This window comes from Nostoc sp. 'Lobaria pulmonaria (5183) cyanobiont' (assembly GCF_002949795.1).
Taxonomy (GTDB): domain Bacteria; phylum Cyanobacteriota; class Cyanobacteriia; order Cyanobacteriales; family Nostocaceae; genus Nostoc.
This window is the reverse complement of record NZ_CP026692.1, coordinates 4,138,579-4,155,406: the sequence shown is the minus strand read 5'-3', so window position 1 is coordinate 4,155,406 and position 16,828 is coordinate 4,138,579. Positions and strand designations below refer to the sequence as shown.

Sequence of the window (16,828 nt, the reverse complement as noted above, 5' to 3'; positions counted from 1 at the left end):
TAAATATGATGAGTTTGTAGTAAGCACTTCAGCGCTTAAAAATCTAGGACTAAAGTCCTTACTACGAAATTGTTTACCCATCAATTTCAACTTGACATTCTTTCCAACGGGCAAAATCGGGTAATTTATTTGTTGGAAGTCCTACTCAATTAAGGTGCAAGGGCATTACCCCGAATTAGACTACCAATAGTTTTGGCAGTAATTTTCAGTTGGGTGATGGGATTAGCTGGGACAACCGTCTTATACAGATAGCTATCGAATGTTAGCCGTTGTACATCGAGGTCATCGCACATTTCCACAAATGCCTCGCGGGTAGCGTCAGAACGATAGAATACAGTTTGCAGAATGTCCAGCACCTTGTAAGTGAGTCCGTATCTTTTATCCCAACGCTTCAGGTAAACCTTCAGGTCGCCTTCTGTAGGAATCCGGCTACCACCATTAGATGTTTCCACAATGGTTTCGGCACACATCCGCCCAGATTTAGCAGCAAAATAAATACCTTCACCAGAGGATTTGGTAACATAACCAGCAGCATCTCCCACCAATGCGATGCGACCAACGACACGACGAGGACGGGGATGTTCAGGAATGGGGTGCGCTTCGACTTTGATGATTTTACCGCCTGCTAGCTTCTCGGAAGCACGGGCACGGATACCAGCTTGTAACTGTTTGATGCTGGCTTTATTGATGTGCATTGTACCAGTACCGACAGCTACGTGGTCATATTTGGGGAAAACCCAAGCGTAGAAATCGGTAGAAACGTCATCACCGACATACATTTCGGCGAGGTCGTTATAGTAGGCCATTTTGTCTTCGGGTAAGCGAATTCGCTCTTGGAAAGCGATCGCATAATTGTAATCCCCAGCGTCCATTTCTTTAGCAACGCGAGAATTAGCCCCATCCGCCCCAATAATTAGATCCACTTTCAGAGTTTTGGCTATACCCTGTGATATACCATCTGTGTGGTCAATGTAATGAATAGTATAAGGATCGGTATTGTTTCCTGGTATATCGAGTTTATGAACAGTGGCATTAATTAAATTTGCACCTACTTTTGCCGCGCGATCGCGCAAAAAGCCATCCAACACTTCCCGGCGGCACATTCCTATATATTCATCTTCATTTACCAGATTGATATCAACCTCGCGATTGGAAGGCGAAATCATTTTCATCTTCCGTACCCGGCGATCGATAATCTCTGGTGGTAAGTCAAATTCACTCACCATACATAGGGGAATTGCGCCCCCACAAGGCTTTGCATTGTCTAGCTTCCGCTCAAACAGGTAGGTTTCAATCCCAGAGGCTGCCAGTGTTTCTGCGGCAGATGAACCAGCAGGGCCTGACCCAATAACAGCAACCCGTAGTGTCAAAGGTCTTTCTCCCAATCTTCACATTTACCGAGAGCATACTACCACGGTCTTTCTGGTGATTTGGCGCTTTACCTTCAGGTTTCTGCTTAAATGCAATATTCCTTAATGTTTCGATACGAATTAGAGTTGGGCATTGGGCATTGAGTGTTGGGAAGAATGAAGAATATAGGACTTACGCATCGTACATAAGTACTATACGCAATTTGGTATTTCAGCCGTGCTGATTGCAGTTTCCTAGATTGCAATGGTGCTGACTGTAGCTTCCTCAATTGCGGCAGTTGCAATAGCTAAATCTTGTTCATCCAGAAATAACAATGTATGGTATATGTAAGACACAGTAATCCTACCAAGGATCTGTAGATTTAGTTGCAGAGGTACAGCAGCAGTGGGTATAGTAGTTGAGAACGTCTCCAAACAATTCGGAAGTTTCAAGGCAGTCGATCGGGTCAGCCTGGAAATTAAGAGTGGTTCGTTAGTTGCGTTGCTCGGGCCATCGGGATCGGGTAAATCTACGCTATTACGGTTAATTTCAGGTTTAGAAATGCCAGATAGCGGCAAAATCCTGCTTACCGGTAAGGACGCTACATACCAAAGCGTGCAACAGCGAAATATTGGGTTTGTGTTTCAACACTATGCCCTATTCAAGCATCTGACTGTTAGGCAGAATATTGCCTTTGGCTTAGAAATTCGCAAGGCACAGCCAAAGAAAATTAAGGGGCGAGTAGAACAGTTACTGGAATTGGTGCAATTGAGTGGATTAGGCGATCGCTATCCATCACAACTTTCGGGTGGTCAAAGACAACGGGTAGCTTTAGCAAGGGCATTGGCAGTAGAACCGGAAGTTTTATTGCTAGATGAACCTTTTGGGGCACTTGATGCTAAAGTCCGCAAAGATTTACGGGCATGGTTACGCCGCCTCCATGATGAAGTTCATGTTACCACAGTTTTCGTCACCCACGACCAAGAGGAAGCAATGGAAGTTTCCGATGAGGTTGTGGTGATGAATAAAGGACGTGTGGAACAGGTGGGGACACCAGCAGAAATTTACGATAATCCCGCCACTGCATTTGTGATGAGTTTCATCGGCCCGGTGAATGTGTTACCCAGCACCTCGAAGATTTTTCAAAGCAGCGGGTTTGATGCGCCACACCCACAAGTCTTTTTGCGTCCGCAAGATGTGATTTTAGAAAAGGCTGCTAACGGTACCACTACACCTGCAACAGTAAGCCGATTGATACATTTGGGTTGGGAAATTCAGGTGGAATTAACTTTCGATGATGGACAAGTATTGACGGCGCATTTAACACGCGATCGCTTTAATGACTTAGAGTTAGAACCTCTACAGCGAGTGTATGTGAAGCCAAAGGATGCAAAGTCCTTTCCAGTGTCTTATTCAATTTGAAAAGGGCAGAGGGCAGGAGTCGATATTAGCTAATCCTAAGTTATTCATAAATAATGAGATGCCCGATTTCTCAAAGAAGTCGGGCATCTAAGCCTGGCAATTTTTACCAATCACATAGGATTGCTGTATATCTGATCTAATTAGTTGCCTTTGGTTACAGCATCTCCAGGGCCAGCAGTGACAATCACCAGATTTTCTGGCTTAATTAAATTTTCAATTGCCTGTTGCATATTAGCCATAGTAACTGCTTGAATCCGCTGGGGAAACTCTCGGATTTCTGACCGTGAAAGCCCTAAAACAGCATTATCCAAAATGATACTTGATACATTACTAGGATTAGCTAAATCCACAGGGTAGCTATTGGTAATTGAGCGTTTTGCTGCGTTGAATTCAGCTTCAGTAACTCCTTGCTCGCGTAACTGTTTTAGTAAAGCAAGAGTACTGGCGATCGCTTTTTGGGCATCTCCAGGAGCAGTTTGCATTTGAATCAAGAACGGCCCGGGATTGATTCCGGCGGCAAAACCACTATATATACCATAGGTTAGACCTTGGCGATCGCGCACTTCCGTACCGAGGCGGCTGGCTAAGGTATCACCACCCAAAATTTGATTTAGCACTAGTGCCGCATAATAACGCGGATCTTTCCGAGAGATGCCATTGTAGCCGATGTATGTCACAGCCTCAGCTTTACCAGGAATTACTTTGTTTACACGTGTCAAAGTTTGCGGAAATGGTACGGTTTGGATTTTGAGAACAGGTGGCTTACCTGTGGCTTGCCATTTACCAAACACCTGATTTAGCAAAGCTTTTACCTTAACTCGATCGAAGTCTCCAACTATTGCGATCGTTGTGGTATCCGGTCGGTAGTGTGTCTGGTAGAAGCCAAGCAAATCATCACGAGTAATGGTCTTTAAACTCTCGCCTGTGGGAAAGCTGTGGAACGGATGATTTTCAGGATAAATTGCTTGCTGGAATACTTGTCGTCCTAGTCCTCTAGGGTCATCTAGCTGGACTTTCAGGCTTGTCAGTGCCCTTTGGCGACTCAGTTCTAACTGATCGGCTGGAAAAGTGGCGTTTTCTAACACATCTGCTAGAGTTTGAATCAATATTGGCAGATTTGCTGAAAGTCCCTCACCGCTAACATTAGTTCCCTCGCGGCTAGCACTGAAGCTCAAACCGGCTCCCAGGTCTTCTAAGGTTTTTGCTAGGGTCAGAGCATTTTTAGTCTGCGTCCCATTCATTAAGTTATTTGCAGTTATATTCGCTAATCCAGCTTTTTGATTGCCGTCAAATTCACTACCAGCGTCAATTTGTCCACTCAGATTAATGGTGGGAAGGTTGCGATCGCTTAACAGCAGAACCTTCAAACCATTCTTTAAGGTAAACTCTTCTGGTAGTGATTGTTTATTAGAATCTGTCTCTGATGTGGCAGGTGGTAAATATTTTGCTAGTTCTGCTGGATCTACAGGCTTACCAGGGCTGAAATTTTCCACCGTGCGTCCAGAGCCAGCGTTAGAACTCCCTGGTTTACCATCTGGTTGAGTCGGCTCAAAGAAGCCGATGGTTTGTTGAGCCGGATTGAGGTAAGTTTTCGCTGCTTTCTGGACTTGAGCAGGGGTAACTTTAGCGATCGCAGCTAGATACCCTTCAATAAAATGATAATCCCCTGCGATCGTTTGATTATACCCCAGTTGATTAGCCTGACTAGTGATATCTTGGTTTCCCAAAATATACGAGGCTTGCAGTTGCGTCTTCGCGCGCTTTAACTCTTCTGAGGTGACAGGCTGCTGTTGCAATTTTGTTAAAGATTCCTGGAGTACCTGGGCAATTTTCCCCAACTCTTGACCAGGAGCCGCCGTAGCATCAATTTCATACCAACCCGGTTCGATGAGTTCAGCAGCACCACCACTCACTGAACTTGCGAGTCCAGATTCCACCAAAGCCTGATAAAGCCTAGAGCTACGCCCACCTGTGAGAATAGCATCCATCAAATCAATTGCCGGAACATCAGGATGTTTGATATCTGGCAGAGGATACACCGCTTGCAATAGTGCTGCACTTCCAGGTTGCTTGAGGAGTATTGGCGCTTTTTTAGCAACAGGGGTAGATGGGGAAGCGTCGGCAATGGAAGAAGATGCCGAGGAATTATCAATTGCTCTGCTGGCATTATGGAGTGGCGTATTCTTTTTTGCTCGTTGCGATAACTTACCAAAAGTTTCTTTCACAACTTTGAGTGCGGGTTCTGTGGCAAAATCCCCGGTAATCACCAATGTGGCATTTTCTGGGCTGTAGTAGGTTTGGTAATAATTCCGTACCTGCTCCAGCGTGAATTTTTCTACATCGGCTTTTGTGCCTCCCACCGATAAGCCATAGGCTCGATTGGGGAAAGCAGCTCGCATCACTTCCCGACTCAGGCGATAGCCTGGTGAATTTTCGTACCCTTGTAACTCGGAGATCACCACCCGCTTTTCACTGGTGAGTTGTTCAGTCCCAATTAAGGAGTTTTTCATGCGATCGGCTTCCAGTGTCAGCAGTGCTTCTAATTTGTCTCGCTGCACTGTGCCAAAGTAAGCTGTTTCGTCATAACTAGTAAAAGCATTGAACTGGCTACCCAAAGCACTAAACAACCGTCCAAACTGTACTGGACGGTCATTTGTGCCTTTGAACATCAAATGTTCTAGCTGGTGAGAAATGCCATTCTCTCCCTTCACCTCGTTGCGCGAACCAACTTTATACCAAACTTGCACACTCACCACTGGAGCGGTATGAACTTCTTTAGTTAGTACCGTTAAGCCGTTGTCTAATACCGTTTTTTGCACTCCTTGGGTGAATGAGAGAGCAGAGACAGGTGTGACTGCTGTTGGTATTGCAGCATTAGTGAAATTGCCTGAGGGGGGCACGATAGTTAAAAGCAGGCTGAGGAAAAATCCTAGAAGCATGTACGATCGCCGTTTCATAAGCAATACAAAATTTCCAATTTTAAAATAAAACCCCAAAGGGTATTTCAAAATCTAAATCTAACTCAAGTTGCTAGTACACTGTGGCGGAATGTTTGCCTACCTTTAACAAGTCGCTCAAGCAATTTGTTTGGTTAATTGAGATGGTAGCTGGATTTACGCCATTAAATCTACTGAGAGTAATCAGGTTTGCAGATAAAATTTTTACGTTATATTAGAAATTATTGTAAGTATATTAACAACTTTTACAATGTGTTCCATTTGACACAATTTTCGGAATATTCTTTTTTTAAATTGGTTTGATGCCTGTTGTCATCCCATTACCACAGGTATCTCCGTCAAATTAGCAACAACTTTTTGAGATATGCAAACAACAAACTTAATTGGATCGTTTACATTAGGTATGCTGTTAACAGCAATACCTGTATTATCAGCTCAAGCCTCAGAAGCAGTACCAAACTTATACCAATTTCAAGGTAAGAATGTCAGCATTAGTTACTCAACCACAAGCTTTACTGGCAAGCCCCTTTTTACCTATAAAGATAAGCAACAGACATTAAACTTTCAAGGTACCGATCAGATCCGTAGTGTAGAAACAGAAATTGGTACACTAGTAACTGTAACTATCCGTAAGACAGTAGATACTGGCAATACCGTATTTACTTTGATTTTACCCCGTGTAAACCTTGGAAAAAGCAACTCAGCGCCAGTTGAAACTAAGGGAATCACAACAACAAATCTCTTTTCTGTAATTCCTAAATTCAACCAGGGGCAAAGACAAACCTATACGACAATCCATTTAACTGGTACAGCACAATCTGTCGCGTTTTAACTACACAAGAAGGATAAAGATATTAAACTTTTTGCTTAGATGGAGCAAAGCATTAAAGGTGAAAGTAAATAATTGTTTACCTTCACCCTTTGCCAAGGTTAATATTGCGTCATTTATGAAAGAGAGAATAATTTAAATCAAGTAACTATTATTTTTATTTAGCATCGAAGTAGAGTTTACGAATAATTTTAAGATGTTTTTTAAAATAGGTAATTTAGGCGATGCCTACGGCGGTAAACTACGCTCTCTCCCCTCTTCTCTACAATTACCGTTTAATTTGTTTAGGAAACTTAGGAACTAACAAAGATTGTCCTAATTCACCTTGCTGATTATAGAATTTAATTTGACCTTGTTCATTACATAACCATACTTCAATAGCTTGAGCTTCTAAGTATAAATTTCTTTTAAATTCCATTTCTTCCAAAGTGTTACCAGTTGATTTGACTTCTATACAAATTTCTGGTGCAATAGACGCTGATACTTCATCTTCAATTCGAGAAAATCGTTCTTCTGAACACCAGACAACATCAGCAACTTTCACACCGTCTGATGTGTTGATAGCACATTCTGGCATTACTTCTCCTGTATTCAATAAAGATTCCAATAAACGTTGGATTCTTCCTTGATAAAAAGAATGTTTAATTTTGACTGGACTCATGACGATTTGACCCCATTTATTTAATTCAATTTTGAAGGGTAAATCTTGTAATTGTTTGTGTTCACAAACTTCTTCCCATCTCATAGTTAATATCTGCCTAGAGTGATTGATTGAATTTTAACTCATCTATAGGACTCCGATTTGATTTTTCAAAACATACTGAGGCTGAAAAGCCCGTTTTACCAGCATTTCAGATAAAATCCTGTTCAGAAATCAGACAGGAGTCCTATATCAATATTAAAGACTCACCCTCTGATTCGCAGTCTTAGAGAGAATACAGGACGACGTGACTAAAGTATTGTGTATAGACTAGGACTTATGCACTGTACAAAAGAATCATGTTGTATATCAATGTAAATACGTAGTTTCAGGTTTTTATTAATCATGATTATTGAACAAAATCAGCATCGGCTCCTTTGGCGTTTCCAAAAATCACTTTGGGGTGTATTACTCATTAGCATAACTTTGATTCCATTTAGTCTTTTCCTTTGTTTGCTTGGGTTAGTACTCCAACGTGCTGATTATCCTGGAATCATCGCTGTAGTAAGTGGATGTGTAATACTTGGAATTGTTCTATATACAATAATTAATGATACAGAGATTACTACTTACACTTTTGATAAAGTAAAAAATTCTCTTCTCTGGGAAAGACGAAATCGATTCAAAATTGTACACACAAAATCTGTTGAGTTTCCCTGTCATCTTATTTCAGGTATTGAAATAGAAGATGTCAGTGGTTCTGAAGGGGGAATAGCTTTCTATCCGAGATTAATTTTGGCATCAATCTCCTGGCGCTTTATTCTAAAGTCTAATGGTAGCCATGAGAGTGCTGTAAGTCTTGCCAAAACAATTGCACAGTTTTTAGATATCCCCTATTTTGCTAGCAAATCGGAAGCACCCACTTCAACGCTTGATATGAAAATTATGGCAAACCGAGAACCAGGGCAATCTTCTTGGCAATACCTAGAGAATGAAGTTGAGCTTTTGCGGCAACAGTTAGACGATCATCCTCACGATCCAGACATTCATCAAGACTTGGGGATTTCGTTGTACTATCTGAATAGATGGATACATCGAAAGGAAGCAATTACGCATCTGCAACAAGCGGAAAGATTATTTGAGTCTACAGAGGATAGCGATCGCGCCGCTATTGCAAGGGTAATGGCAGCACTTGTAAGTTGGAACTACTGAGTATTGGGAAAAATTTTTTGTGGAAATTTATTATTGATTTAGTTAGTTTAGCTTCGTAAGGTAGGCAATACCTACCTTACAAAGTTGCTAAACTTCTACATTCAAAGTCCGCACCAAAAAAGCCCATTTGTCTGCGGCTTCTTCGATAATTTTAGCTGTGGGTTTACCTGCGCCATGTCCTGCTTTAGTCTCAATTCTAATTAGCGTTGGCGCATCACCTGCGTGAGCCTCTTGTAAAGCTGCGGCAAATTTGAAACTATGAGCAGGGACAACGCGATCGTCATGATCGGCTGTGGTAATTAAGGTTGCTGGGTAAGCTGTATCTGGTGTGATATTATGTAATGGCGAATAAGCATACAGCGCTGGAAACTCTTCTAGATTATCTGCTGAACCATATTCGGAAGTCCAAGCCCAACCGATGGTAAATTTATGGAACCGCAACATATCCATAACGCCGACTGCTGGTAAAGCTGCACCAAACAAATCTGGACGTTGCGTTATACAAGCACCCACTAATAAACCGCCGTTACTACCACCTGCGATCGCTAGCTTCTCAGTTTTAGTATAGTTGTTAGCAATCAACCACTCAGCAGCGCTAATAAAGTCATCAAAGACATTCTGCTTTTTATCTTTTATTCCTGCTTGATGCCATTCTTCGCCGTATTCTCCACCGCCGCGGATATTAGGCATAGCATAGATACCACCCATCTCCATCCACACCAACAGACTCACAGAAAAGCCAGGTGTCATTGAGGCATTAAAACCACCATAAGCATAGAGATAAGTAGGGTTATTTCCATCTAATTTAATACCCTTTTTGTGCGTAATAAACATTGGTACTCTAGTACCATCTTGGCTGTGATAAAAGACTTGTTTTGTCTGGTAATCATCAGGATTAAAATCTACCTGCGGCTGGCGGAAAACCTCACTTTTTCCTGTCACCATGTCGTAGCGGTAAATAGTGCCTGGTATGGTAAAGCTGGTAAAACTATAAAAAGTTTCAGTATCATAACGCTTGCCCCCAAAGCCTCCAGCTGAACCGAGTCCGGGTAGTTCTATCTCTCGAATAAACGCACCTTTGAGGTCAAAAATTTTGATTTGACTGTGAGCATCTTTGAGGTAATCAGCAACGAACTGATTGTTAAGTATACCAACACTTTCTAAAGTTTCTGCTGATTGGGGAATGATTTCTTGCCAATTTTCGGGTGCAGGGTTTTTCGTATCAATTGCAATAACCCTTCCCCTTGGTGCATTTAAATCTGTACGAAAATAAAAGACACTATCATCATTATCTATAAAGCTATAATCTGCCTCAAATTGGTTAATTAGTTCTACAACTTCCGCATTAGGGTTAGTTAAATCTTTGGAAAAAACCAAATTTTTAGAGTCAGTACCTAGCCAAATTGAAATTATTAGATAACGTCCATCTTCAGTTACGCCACCACTAAATCCCCATTCCTTTTGGTCAGGACGATGGTAAATTAGTACGTCTTCTGATTGAGGTTTACCTAGTTGATGATAGTAAAGCTTTTGATAATAGTTGACATCTTCTAATCGAGTTTTTTCATTTGGTTCATCGTAGCGACTGTAGAAAAAACCTTGATGATCGTGTGTCCAAGATGCGCCAGAAAATTTAATCCACTTCAGATGGTCTTGGAGGTCTTCACCAGTTTCAACATCGCGGACTTTCCACTCTTGCCAATCAGAACCAGAGGAGGATAAACCATAAGCTAAAAGTTTACCATCCTCGCTAATCGACAATCCCGAAAGAGCAACAGTGCCATCTTCTGAGAGTTTATTGGGATCGAGTAAAACTTTGGGTTGGTCGTCGAGGGTTTTCAAGGTGTAAAGGACACTTTGATTTTGCAGCCCGTCATTTTTGAAATAAAAGTAGCGTTCGGTGGAACCGTCTGGTAGAGATTCGCCTTCTTTAAAAGGGATACCATATTTTTCATAATCCCAAAGTTTGGTAAGGCGCTGTTTAATTTTTTCCCTAGCAGAAATTTCACTCAGGTAGCCAAACGTAACTTGATTTTGTGCCTCAATCCAAGTTCTTGTTTCTTCAGAGTCAGGATCTTCTAACCAACGGTAAGGGTCTGCAACTAAAGTACCGTGGTAATTATCAGCTTGATTACTCTTATGGCTGATTGGGTAAGTGAGATTTTCAGAAGAAGGCATAGTCTTAGGTCAAAGTGCTTCTTTACATACTACAAAGATAGACCCAAGACTTGGGGTATACACTCTAATTGTTCTCAAAGAGAAAGCCCCGGCTTCTGGCGGGGCCAATACGTGCTGTTGATCTCTATAGAACAATTGTACTATAAAACTAGTATCAGCTTTAACGAAATTAGAAGCGTGTAAAGTTTTCCCTAAAATCTAAGTCTTTTGGTTGGTTTAGCTAACGAGTTTCTCTCCTTTGAGCATTCGCGCTGCGGCTTCAAGTAGAGCTTCTTCGAGATAAGGCTTGGTAAAGTAGCCACTAGCACCGAGTTGAGCTGCAATTTGTCTGTGTTTGTCTGCACCCCGCGAGGTGAGCATAGCGATCGGTAAGTGGTTGAGGTTGGAGTCTTTCTGGATGCGAGAGAGTAATTCCAGACCATCGCAACGGGGCATTTCGATGTCGCAAAATACGATATCGCAAGGCAGACCAGAGCGGAGTTTATCCCAAGCTTCCTGACCGTCACGCGCCTGTTCTACGCGATAACCTGCCTTATTAAACGTTAGGGATAGCAACTCTCGCACTGTAATCGAGTCATCAACAATCAGCACTGTCGGGTCAATCTTTGTAGGAGAGGTATCTGGGGGAGTGGTTTTCTGCTGCCAAGAACTGCCACCAATTTGTGTAGAAATTCGTCCCTGGAAGATGTCAATTATTTCTAGTACGTCAGCAATGGGCATAATCCGACCATCGCCCAAGACTGTAGCACCAGCTACACCAATGGGTTTAGGTGCTGGCCCTTCAAATTGCTTAATTACAATTTCTTGTTCGCTCAATACCAGGTCAATCTGTAGAGCAATCAGGGTATTTGCCGATCGCACCACAACCACAGAAACCATATCATCATCTCTGGTGCCGCCATAGACATTACCACGACTGATTTGGCGATTGAAGGTTAAAAGTTCCCTCAGAGGTCGGAATGGTAGCACCGTATCGCGCCAGGAAATAAATGATTGCCCATTGGCATCGTACTGAATATTTTTGACTGGTATATCTAGCGTATCTTCTACACCGTCCATCGGGAAGGCAATTCTGGCGCGATCGGAGACGCAGCAGAGAGCTTTACAAATACTCAGAGTCAGTGGTAAACGAATGGTGAAGGTGGTTCCCTTACCGATCGCAGAATCGGTGTTCACTGTTCCCCGAATTTCGCTAATTTCGGAGCGCACTACGTCCATACCCACACCACGACCAGAAATTTCATCTGCCTGGTCTTTGATCGTAAAACCAGACTGGAACAGCAGATCGTAGACTTCTAGACGAGACATAGCTTTTGCCTGCGCTTCTGTAATCATGCCAATCTTTACCGCCTTAGCCTTAACTCTTGCGGAATCGATACCTGCGCCATCATCGCCTACGGAAATGATCGTTTGGTTGCCTTGGTGGAAGGCACGGATAGTAATGATTCCTACAGGTGGTTTACTAGCAGCTTGCCTCTCTTCTGGCGTTTCAATACCGTGAGCGATCGCATTATTCAGCATATGAGTCAGTGGATCGGTAAGATGATCCAAAATCATCTTGTCAATTAAGGTATCGCCACCTACGATCACCAACTCTACTTGTTTGCCACACTTAATGGCGTTGTCGCGCACTCCTCGCCGCCAGCGATCGATAGTTTGAGCAAAAGGTACCATTCGCGCTCTAGTTAATCCCTCTTGTAACTGGGTGGTTACTTGGCGGAACTGCCTTGCGACTCGTTCGGTTTCTTCGGTAACAAAATCAATGTCACTAGCCGACTCACGCACTCGTACAATCCGCTCAATCATCTGCTGTGAGAGTGTATGGAAGGGGGTAAAACGATCCATTTCTAGCTCGCTAAAACCCCTGTCGGCATTGGAATCAGAGGCTTGTAACCCGGGGTCTTTCTTTTTGCGTCCAGCTAACAGAGACGCTTCCAGTAGCGATCGCTCATACAACTCCTGCATCCTTGCGCCCACATCTGAGAGTTGTTGTACCTGAATCAGCAAGTTATCCAATGACTGTCGCAGTCGTTCATGATCCTGCTCTAAGGTATTGCGGTTTACCACCAACTCCCCAACTAAATTACTCATATCGTCCAGTTGCTTAACTGGAACCTTCATCGTTTCTTCAAATCTCGCAGCCCGACGAGTAGAGGGGCCAGTAGTTTTGTTAGTGTTCGATTTTACTACTGTAGAATGGGATATTGTTTGATTCGCTTCTGCCAGCAACTTCTCTAAGTCACCAAATTCATCTTTTATGGCTGGTGATGAAATAGCGTTTTTAGCTAAGACTGGTTGAGTGTTGAAGGGCTGGCGTTGGCCTAACCCGTCGTAGACATCGCTATTGTTATCTGTACTTAGCAATTCTTCCAGGGCAGCAAAATCTACTTCTGGTATCTTCTTAGCTTTGGAGATGGGTGCTACGTCCTCTCCTAATAATGCTGCCAAGTCTGCAAATTCATCTTCTTGAGCAACTATTTCAGTGGTTTCTGTAAACAATAAATTATTTTCAACAACTGTGTTTTCTCTTAGCTCAAAGGTAGTTTTTAAATTACTATTTTCCTCATTTTCTAAAACCTCTGGGTTTGTCTGGGCTGAATCTGAAGTTTTTCTCAAACTGATAGTTTGTGATAGTTCATCCACAGTATTCTCTGTGGTGTCCATCTGAATATAGGTCAATTCATCTGTTGTGACATCCTCAGAGTCGAACAAATCATCTAGCTGTGCTGGAGAAAATTCTGAATCTGAATTCTCCCCAAAACTGATAGTTTGTGATAGTTCATCCACAGTATTCTCTGTGGTGTCCATCTGAATATAGGTCAATTCCTTTGTCGCGACGACTTCAAACAGCAGTTGTGGATTTTCATCTAAAGAGCTAAACAAATCACCTGGCTGTTCTTCGGGTGATGCTGAATCTGAACTTTCCCCAAAGTTGACGGTTTTTGATAGTTCATCCACAGTATTCGCTGTGGTATCCATCTGAATATAGGTCAATTCATTTGTTATGACATCCTCAGAGCCGAACAAATCATCTAGCTGTGCTGGAGAAAATTCTGAATCTGAATTCTCCCCAAAACTGATAGTTTCTGATAGTTCATCCACAGTATTCTCTGTGGTGTCCATCTGAATATAAGTCAATTCATTTGTCGCGACGACTTCAAACAGCAGTTGTGGATTTTCATCGAAAGAGCCAAACAAATCACCTGGCTGTTCTTCGGGTGATGCTGAATCTGAATTTTCCCTAAAACTGATAGTTTCTGATAGTTCATCCACAGTATTCTCTGTGGTGTCCATCTGAATATAGGTCAATTCATTTGTCGCGACGACTTCAAACAGCAGTTGTGGATTTTCATCGAAAGAGTCAAACAAATTATCTAGATGTGCTTGGGATGATTCTGAATCTGAATTTTCCCTAAAACTGACGGTTTCTGATAGTTCATCTACAGTATTCTCTGTGGTATCTATCTGAATATAAGTCAATTCATTTGTCGCGACGACTTCAAACAGCAGTTGTGGATTTTCATCGAAAGAGTCAAACAAATTATCTAGATGTGCTTGGGATGATTCTGAATCTGAATTTTCCCTAAAACTGACGGTTTCTGATAGTTCATCTACAGTATTCTCTGTGGTATCTATCTGAATATAGGTCAATTCATTTGTAGCAACTTCAAACAAAAGTTGTGGATTCTCATCAAAAGAGCCTAATGAATTAACTTCCAGATCAACAGCAGATATATCTGGGGTCTGATTAGTAAATTCTGGAACAAAATCTAAATATTCTGGTTGTTGTGGTCTGAGAACTTCTTCCCCAGGATGCTGCGCGAACAAAGGCGTTTCAGGCGTGGAGGTATCGTTGATTATAGGAGAAATAGTTAAGCTACTTGATGTTAATTCATCAAATAAATTATCTCCAGAATCTGATGATAATATCAAATCTAGCTGTTCTTCATGCTGGAAATTGATATCAAAATCTTCTTCTATATCAAAACTGGCTATAGGAGAAGGTATTGACTGCTGATTATCAGCAAAAATGTCATCAGCCGCCGCAGTAAACAAACTTTCGTCTAACGCCCTTTCCAGATTCTGCTCAATTAAGGAATCGAATTCGTCCTTTTCCTCTGTGGTTTCCTGATTCCAGAAGTTGCTCAGATCATTTTCTGATTGAGAAAACTCAGGTTCTGTTGCTGGAGGTGTATCAAATAAATCACTGATTTCTGGTTCACTTGTCGCTAGTTGTGTCTGTTCTTCTATTCCAGCAAACAAGTTGTCCAAAGACAAGTCTGTTGGCTGGGGTAATTCTATGTAGTCACTAGGGGTAATTTCTTCTACCCAATTTGCATTTTTAGTTTCTAAGAATAAGTTATCAAAATTGTTTTGTTGGTTGATAGATAGTTCCACACTGGCGAATGGCTCAGTTTCTGCTTGAGTGACTTCACCTGTTGGCAATACTTCTTCATCATCTAATTGCAGTTTCAAGAAATCTTCAACGGCACTATTTTGGACAATCTCACCAGGAGTCTGGTTTGTATCACTAGGAATATCAATAAAATCTTGTAAAATTTCTGAAGAAGATGAGTCTAAATTTATATCAAGTTCGTTAATATCGCTCAACTCTAGAGGCGTAGCAGATGTTTGTTTATTTTGCGGTTCTGAATTATCTTTTTCTAGGAAATGGGTACCAAATAACAGGGATAAATCTTCTGTTGTGGCTGTGGTTATTGGGTGTAGCGCGTTGTTTATATCTTCATTAAAAGAGAGTAAGTCAGATAAATCGTTATGAGCGTCTTCAGCCTCAGTGCAGCTTAAATCAATTCCAAAGTCATCGGTAGCAACAATATCTAAGGTTTCTTCTTGATGCCAGCTGTCATCTAGTTCGGGAGTCTCACCGTCAAATAAATCGGCAAGGGTATTTAACTCAGCTATTCCCACCTCTGGACCATTGGGGTCAAGATTGTTACTGATTGGATGTGCTTCGTCATGTGTGGTGAAAGTAAAACTAGTGTTTCTACTTTCGTTTAGTGGTGTTCCTTGTAACTGAAGGTAGGGGCGTTCGTCGGAGACGTTGGCGTAGCTATCGCTATTATCCTTGTCTAGATTCAGTTCTTCAGTTTTCTGGGCTAACGGCTCGGTGTTACCAGATAGAATTGACTCTGATTCTGTGAAAGCCGCAGACTGTTCATCAAACAAATCAGGGGTAACTTCTAATAACTCAATTTCTGCAAAGCTCAAAAGTGCTTCTAGTTGCTGACTAATTGCAATTTCGGCTTCTCTACCTTGCAGGACTAATTCTTGAGCTTGTTTGATTTCGGTAATGACAATTTTAGCTAAAGTCAGATAAGTATTTTCGGGATTGCCGATCGCACTGGCTGCTGCTTGACACAAACCACACCACTTGGACAAATTCCAAGTTTCACCAAGTTTGACTAACTGGTGACAGCATTGCTGGAGGTTTTGCCGAGTTGAGGGTGTTGTCGTTTGCTTAAATAATTGCAACATTTCCCGTAGTGTTTGCAGCACTTGGGCTTGGAACTCGCTCCAGTTATTACTTTCTTTAGCAGTGACTGGCGATCGCGCAGCGTTAGCGAGTCCGCGAGCGTCTAGCGTCTCTTGAGGTGCTACCGAGTCTATAGATTCCTGATGGGTGTTTTCTGCCAGATCGGGAATATCTCGCCGCAGGAAAAGTTCTGTAAGTGTGGAGACATTCTCTACAGAGGTTGTAAGTTTTGTTGCGTCAGGACTGCTGGCTGCTCCACTCTTTCCTTGTTCTACAAGTAGTTCCAGATGCTGATACAGCCATTGAAAGACTGGCTCAGTTTCTGACATCAAAGTATTAGCTGCATCTTCGGAAAGACCATAAGGCCCGCTCAAATGCTCTAACAGCGATTTTAGGGTATCAGATACACCAAGAAATAAAGACTCTAACTTTTGGTCAATCTGAACCGGATTATCTTTGAGAACTTTAAAACAATCTTCCAGACGGTGGGAGGTATGCTGGATGCTAGTCAATCCAAGCATCGCCGCTCCTCCTTTGATGGAGTGAGCCGCCCGGAAGACCTCACTGATCATTTCCGGGTCGTTCAGGGTACCCTCTAAATTCAGTAAGCCCTGCTCAATGGTATTCAGGTGATCCCTGGCTTCTTCAATAAAGTAACCCAAAATCCGCTGTTGTTGTTCCGGCAGCATAGTTTTTTAGTCAAGAGTCATTAGTCATTAGTTATTAGTCATTAGTCATTGGTCATT

At 42.2% G+C, this 16,828-nt stretch carries 8 protein-coding genes; 3 read left to right on the top strand and 5 right to left on the bottom strand.

The window, feature by feature from the left end; translation table 11 throughout:
- Positions 1 to 149 precede the first annotated feature (149 nt).
- The gene (gene chlP / locus NLP_RS18295; protein ID WP_104907632.1) at positions 150 to 1,370 is read right to left on the bottom strand and encodes a geranylgeranyl reductase; all 1,221 of its coding nucleotides are present in this window, start codon (positions 1,368 to 1,370) and stop codon (positions 150 to 152) included.
- A gap of 385 nt (positions 1,371 to 1,755) precedes the next feature.
- On the opposite strand from chlP, the gene NLP_RS18290 reads away from it, so the two are divergent.
- Positions 1,756 to 2,772, top strand: coding sequence for a sulfate/molybdate ABC transporter ATP-binding protein (locus NLP_RS18290; protein ID WP_104907631.1), 1,017 nt, complete (start codon positions 1,756 to 1,758; stop codon positions 2,770 to 2,772).
- A gap of 140 nt (positions 2,773 to 2,912) precedes the next feature.
- On the opposite strand, the gene NLP_RS18285 is transcribed toward NLP_RS18290, so the two are convergent.
- Entirely contained in the window at positions 2,913 to 5,729 is a 2,817-nt protein-coding gene (locus NLP_RS18285; RefSeq protein WP_104907630.1) for a M16 family metallopeptidase, read from the bottom strand.
- Between the two features lie 364 nt (positions 5,730 to 6,093).
- On the opposite strand from NLP_RS18285, the gene NLP_RS18280 reads away from it, so the two are divergent.
- Complete coding sequence (locus tag NLP_RS18280; protein WP_199784642.1) at positions 6,094 to 6,561, top strand: hypothetical protein; 468 nt, start codon at positions 6,094 to 6,096, stop codon at positions 6,559 to 6,561.
- 265 nt (positions 6,562 to 6,826) lie between these two features.
- Here the strand turns inward: NLP_RS18280 and NLP_RS18275 are convergent, their stop codons facing one another.
- Positions 6,827 to 7,303 (bottom strand): Uma2 family endonuclease, encoded by a 477-nt coding sequence (locus NLP_RS18275; protein WP_104907629.1) that lies wholly within the window; start codon positions 7,301 to 7,303, stop codon positions 6,827 to 6,829.
- 300 nt (positions 7,304 to 7,603) lie between these two features.
- Here NLP_RS18275 and NLP_RS18270 point away from each other — a divergent pair, with 300 nt between their 5' ends.
- Positions 7,604 to 8,410 carry a hypothetical protein gene (locus tag NLP_RS18270; RefSeq protein WP_104907628.1) on the top strand — a complete coding sequence of 269 codons (807 nt, stop codon included), beginning with the start codon at positions 7,604 to 7,606 and terminating at the stop codon, positions 8,408 to 8,410.
- 87 nt (positions 8,411 to 8,497) lie between these two features.
- On the opposite strand, the gene NLP_RS18265 is transcribed toward NLP_RS18270, so the two are convergent.
- On the bottom strand, positions 8,498 to 10,588 hold the full coding sequence (locus NLP_RS18265) for a prolyl oligopeptidase family serine peptidase (protein WP_104907627.1): 2,091 nt from the start codon (positions 10,586 to 10,588) through the stop codon (positions 8,498 to 8,500).
- Between the two features lie 216 nt (positions 10,589 to 10,804).
- Positions 10,805 to 16,771 (bottom strand): hybrid sensor histidine kinase/response regulator, encoded by a 5,967-nt coding sequence (locus NLP_RS18260; protein ID WP_104907626.1) that lies wholly within the window; start codon positions 16,769 to 16,771, stop codon positions 10,805 to 10,807.
- Between the last annotated feature and the right edge of the window lie 57 nt (positions 16,772 to 16,828).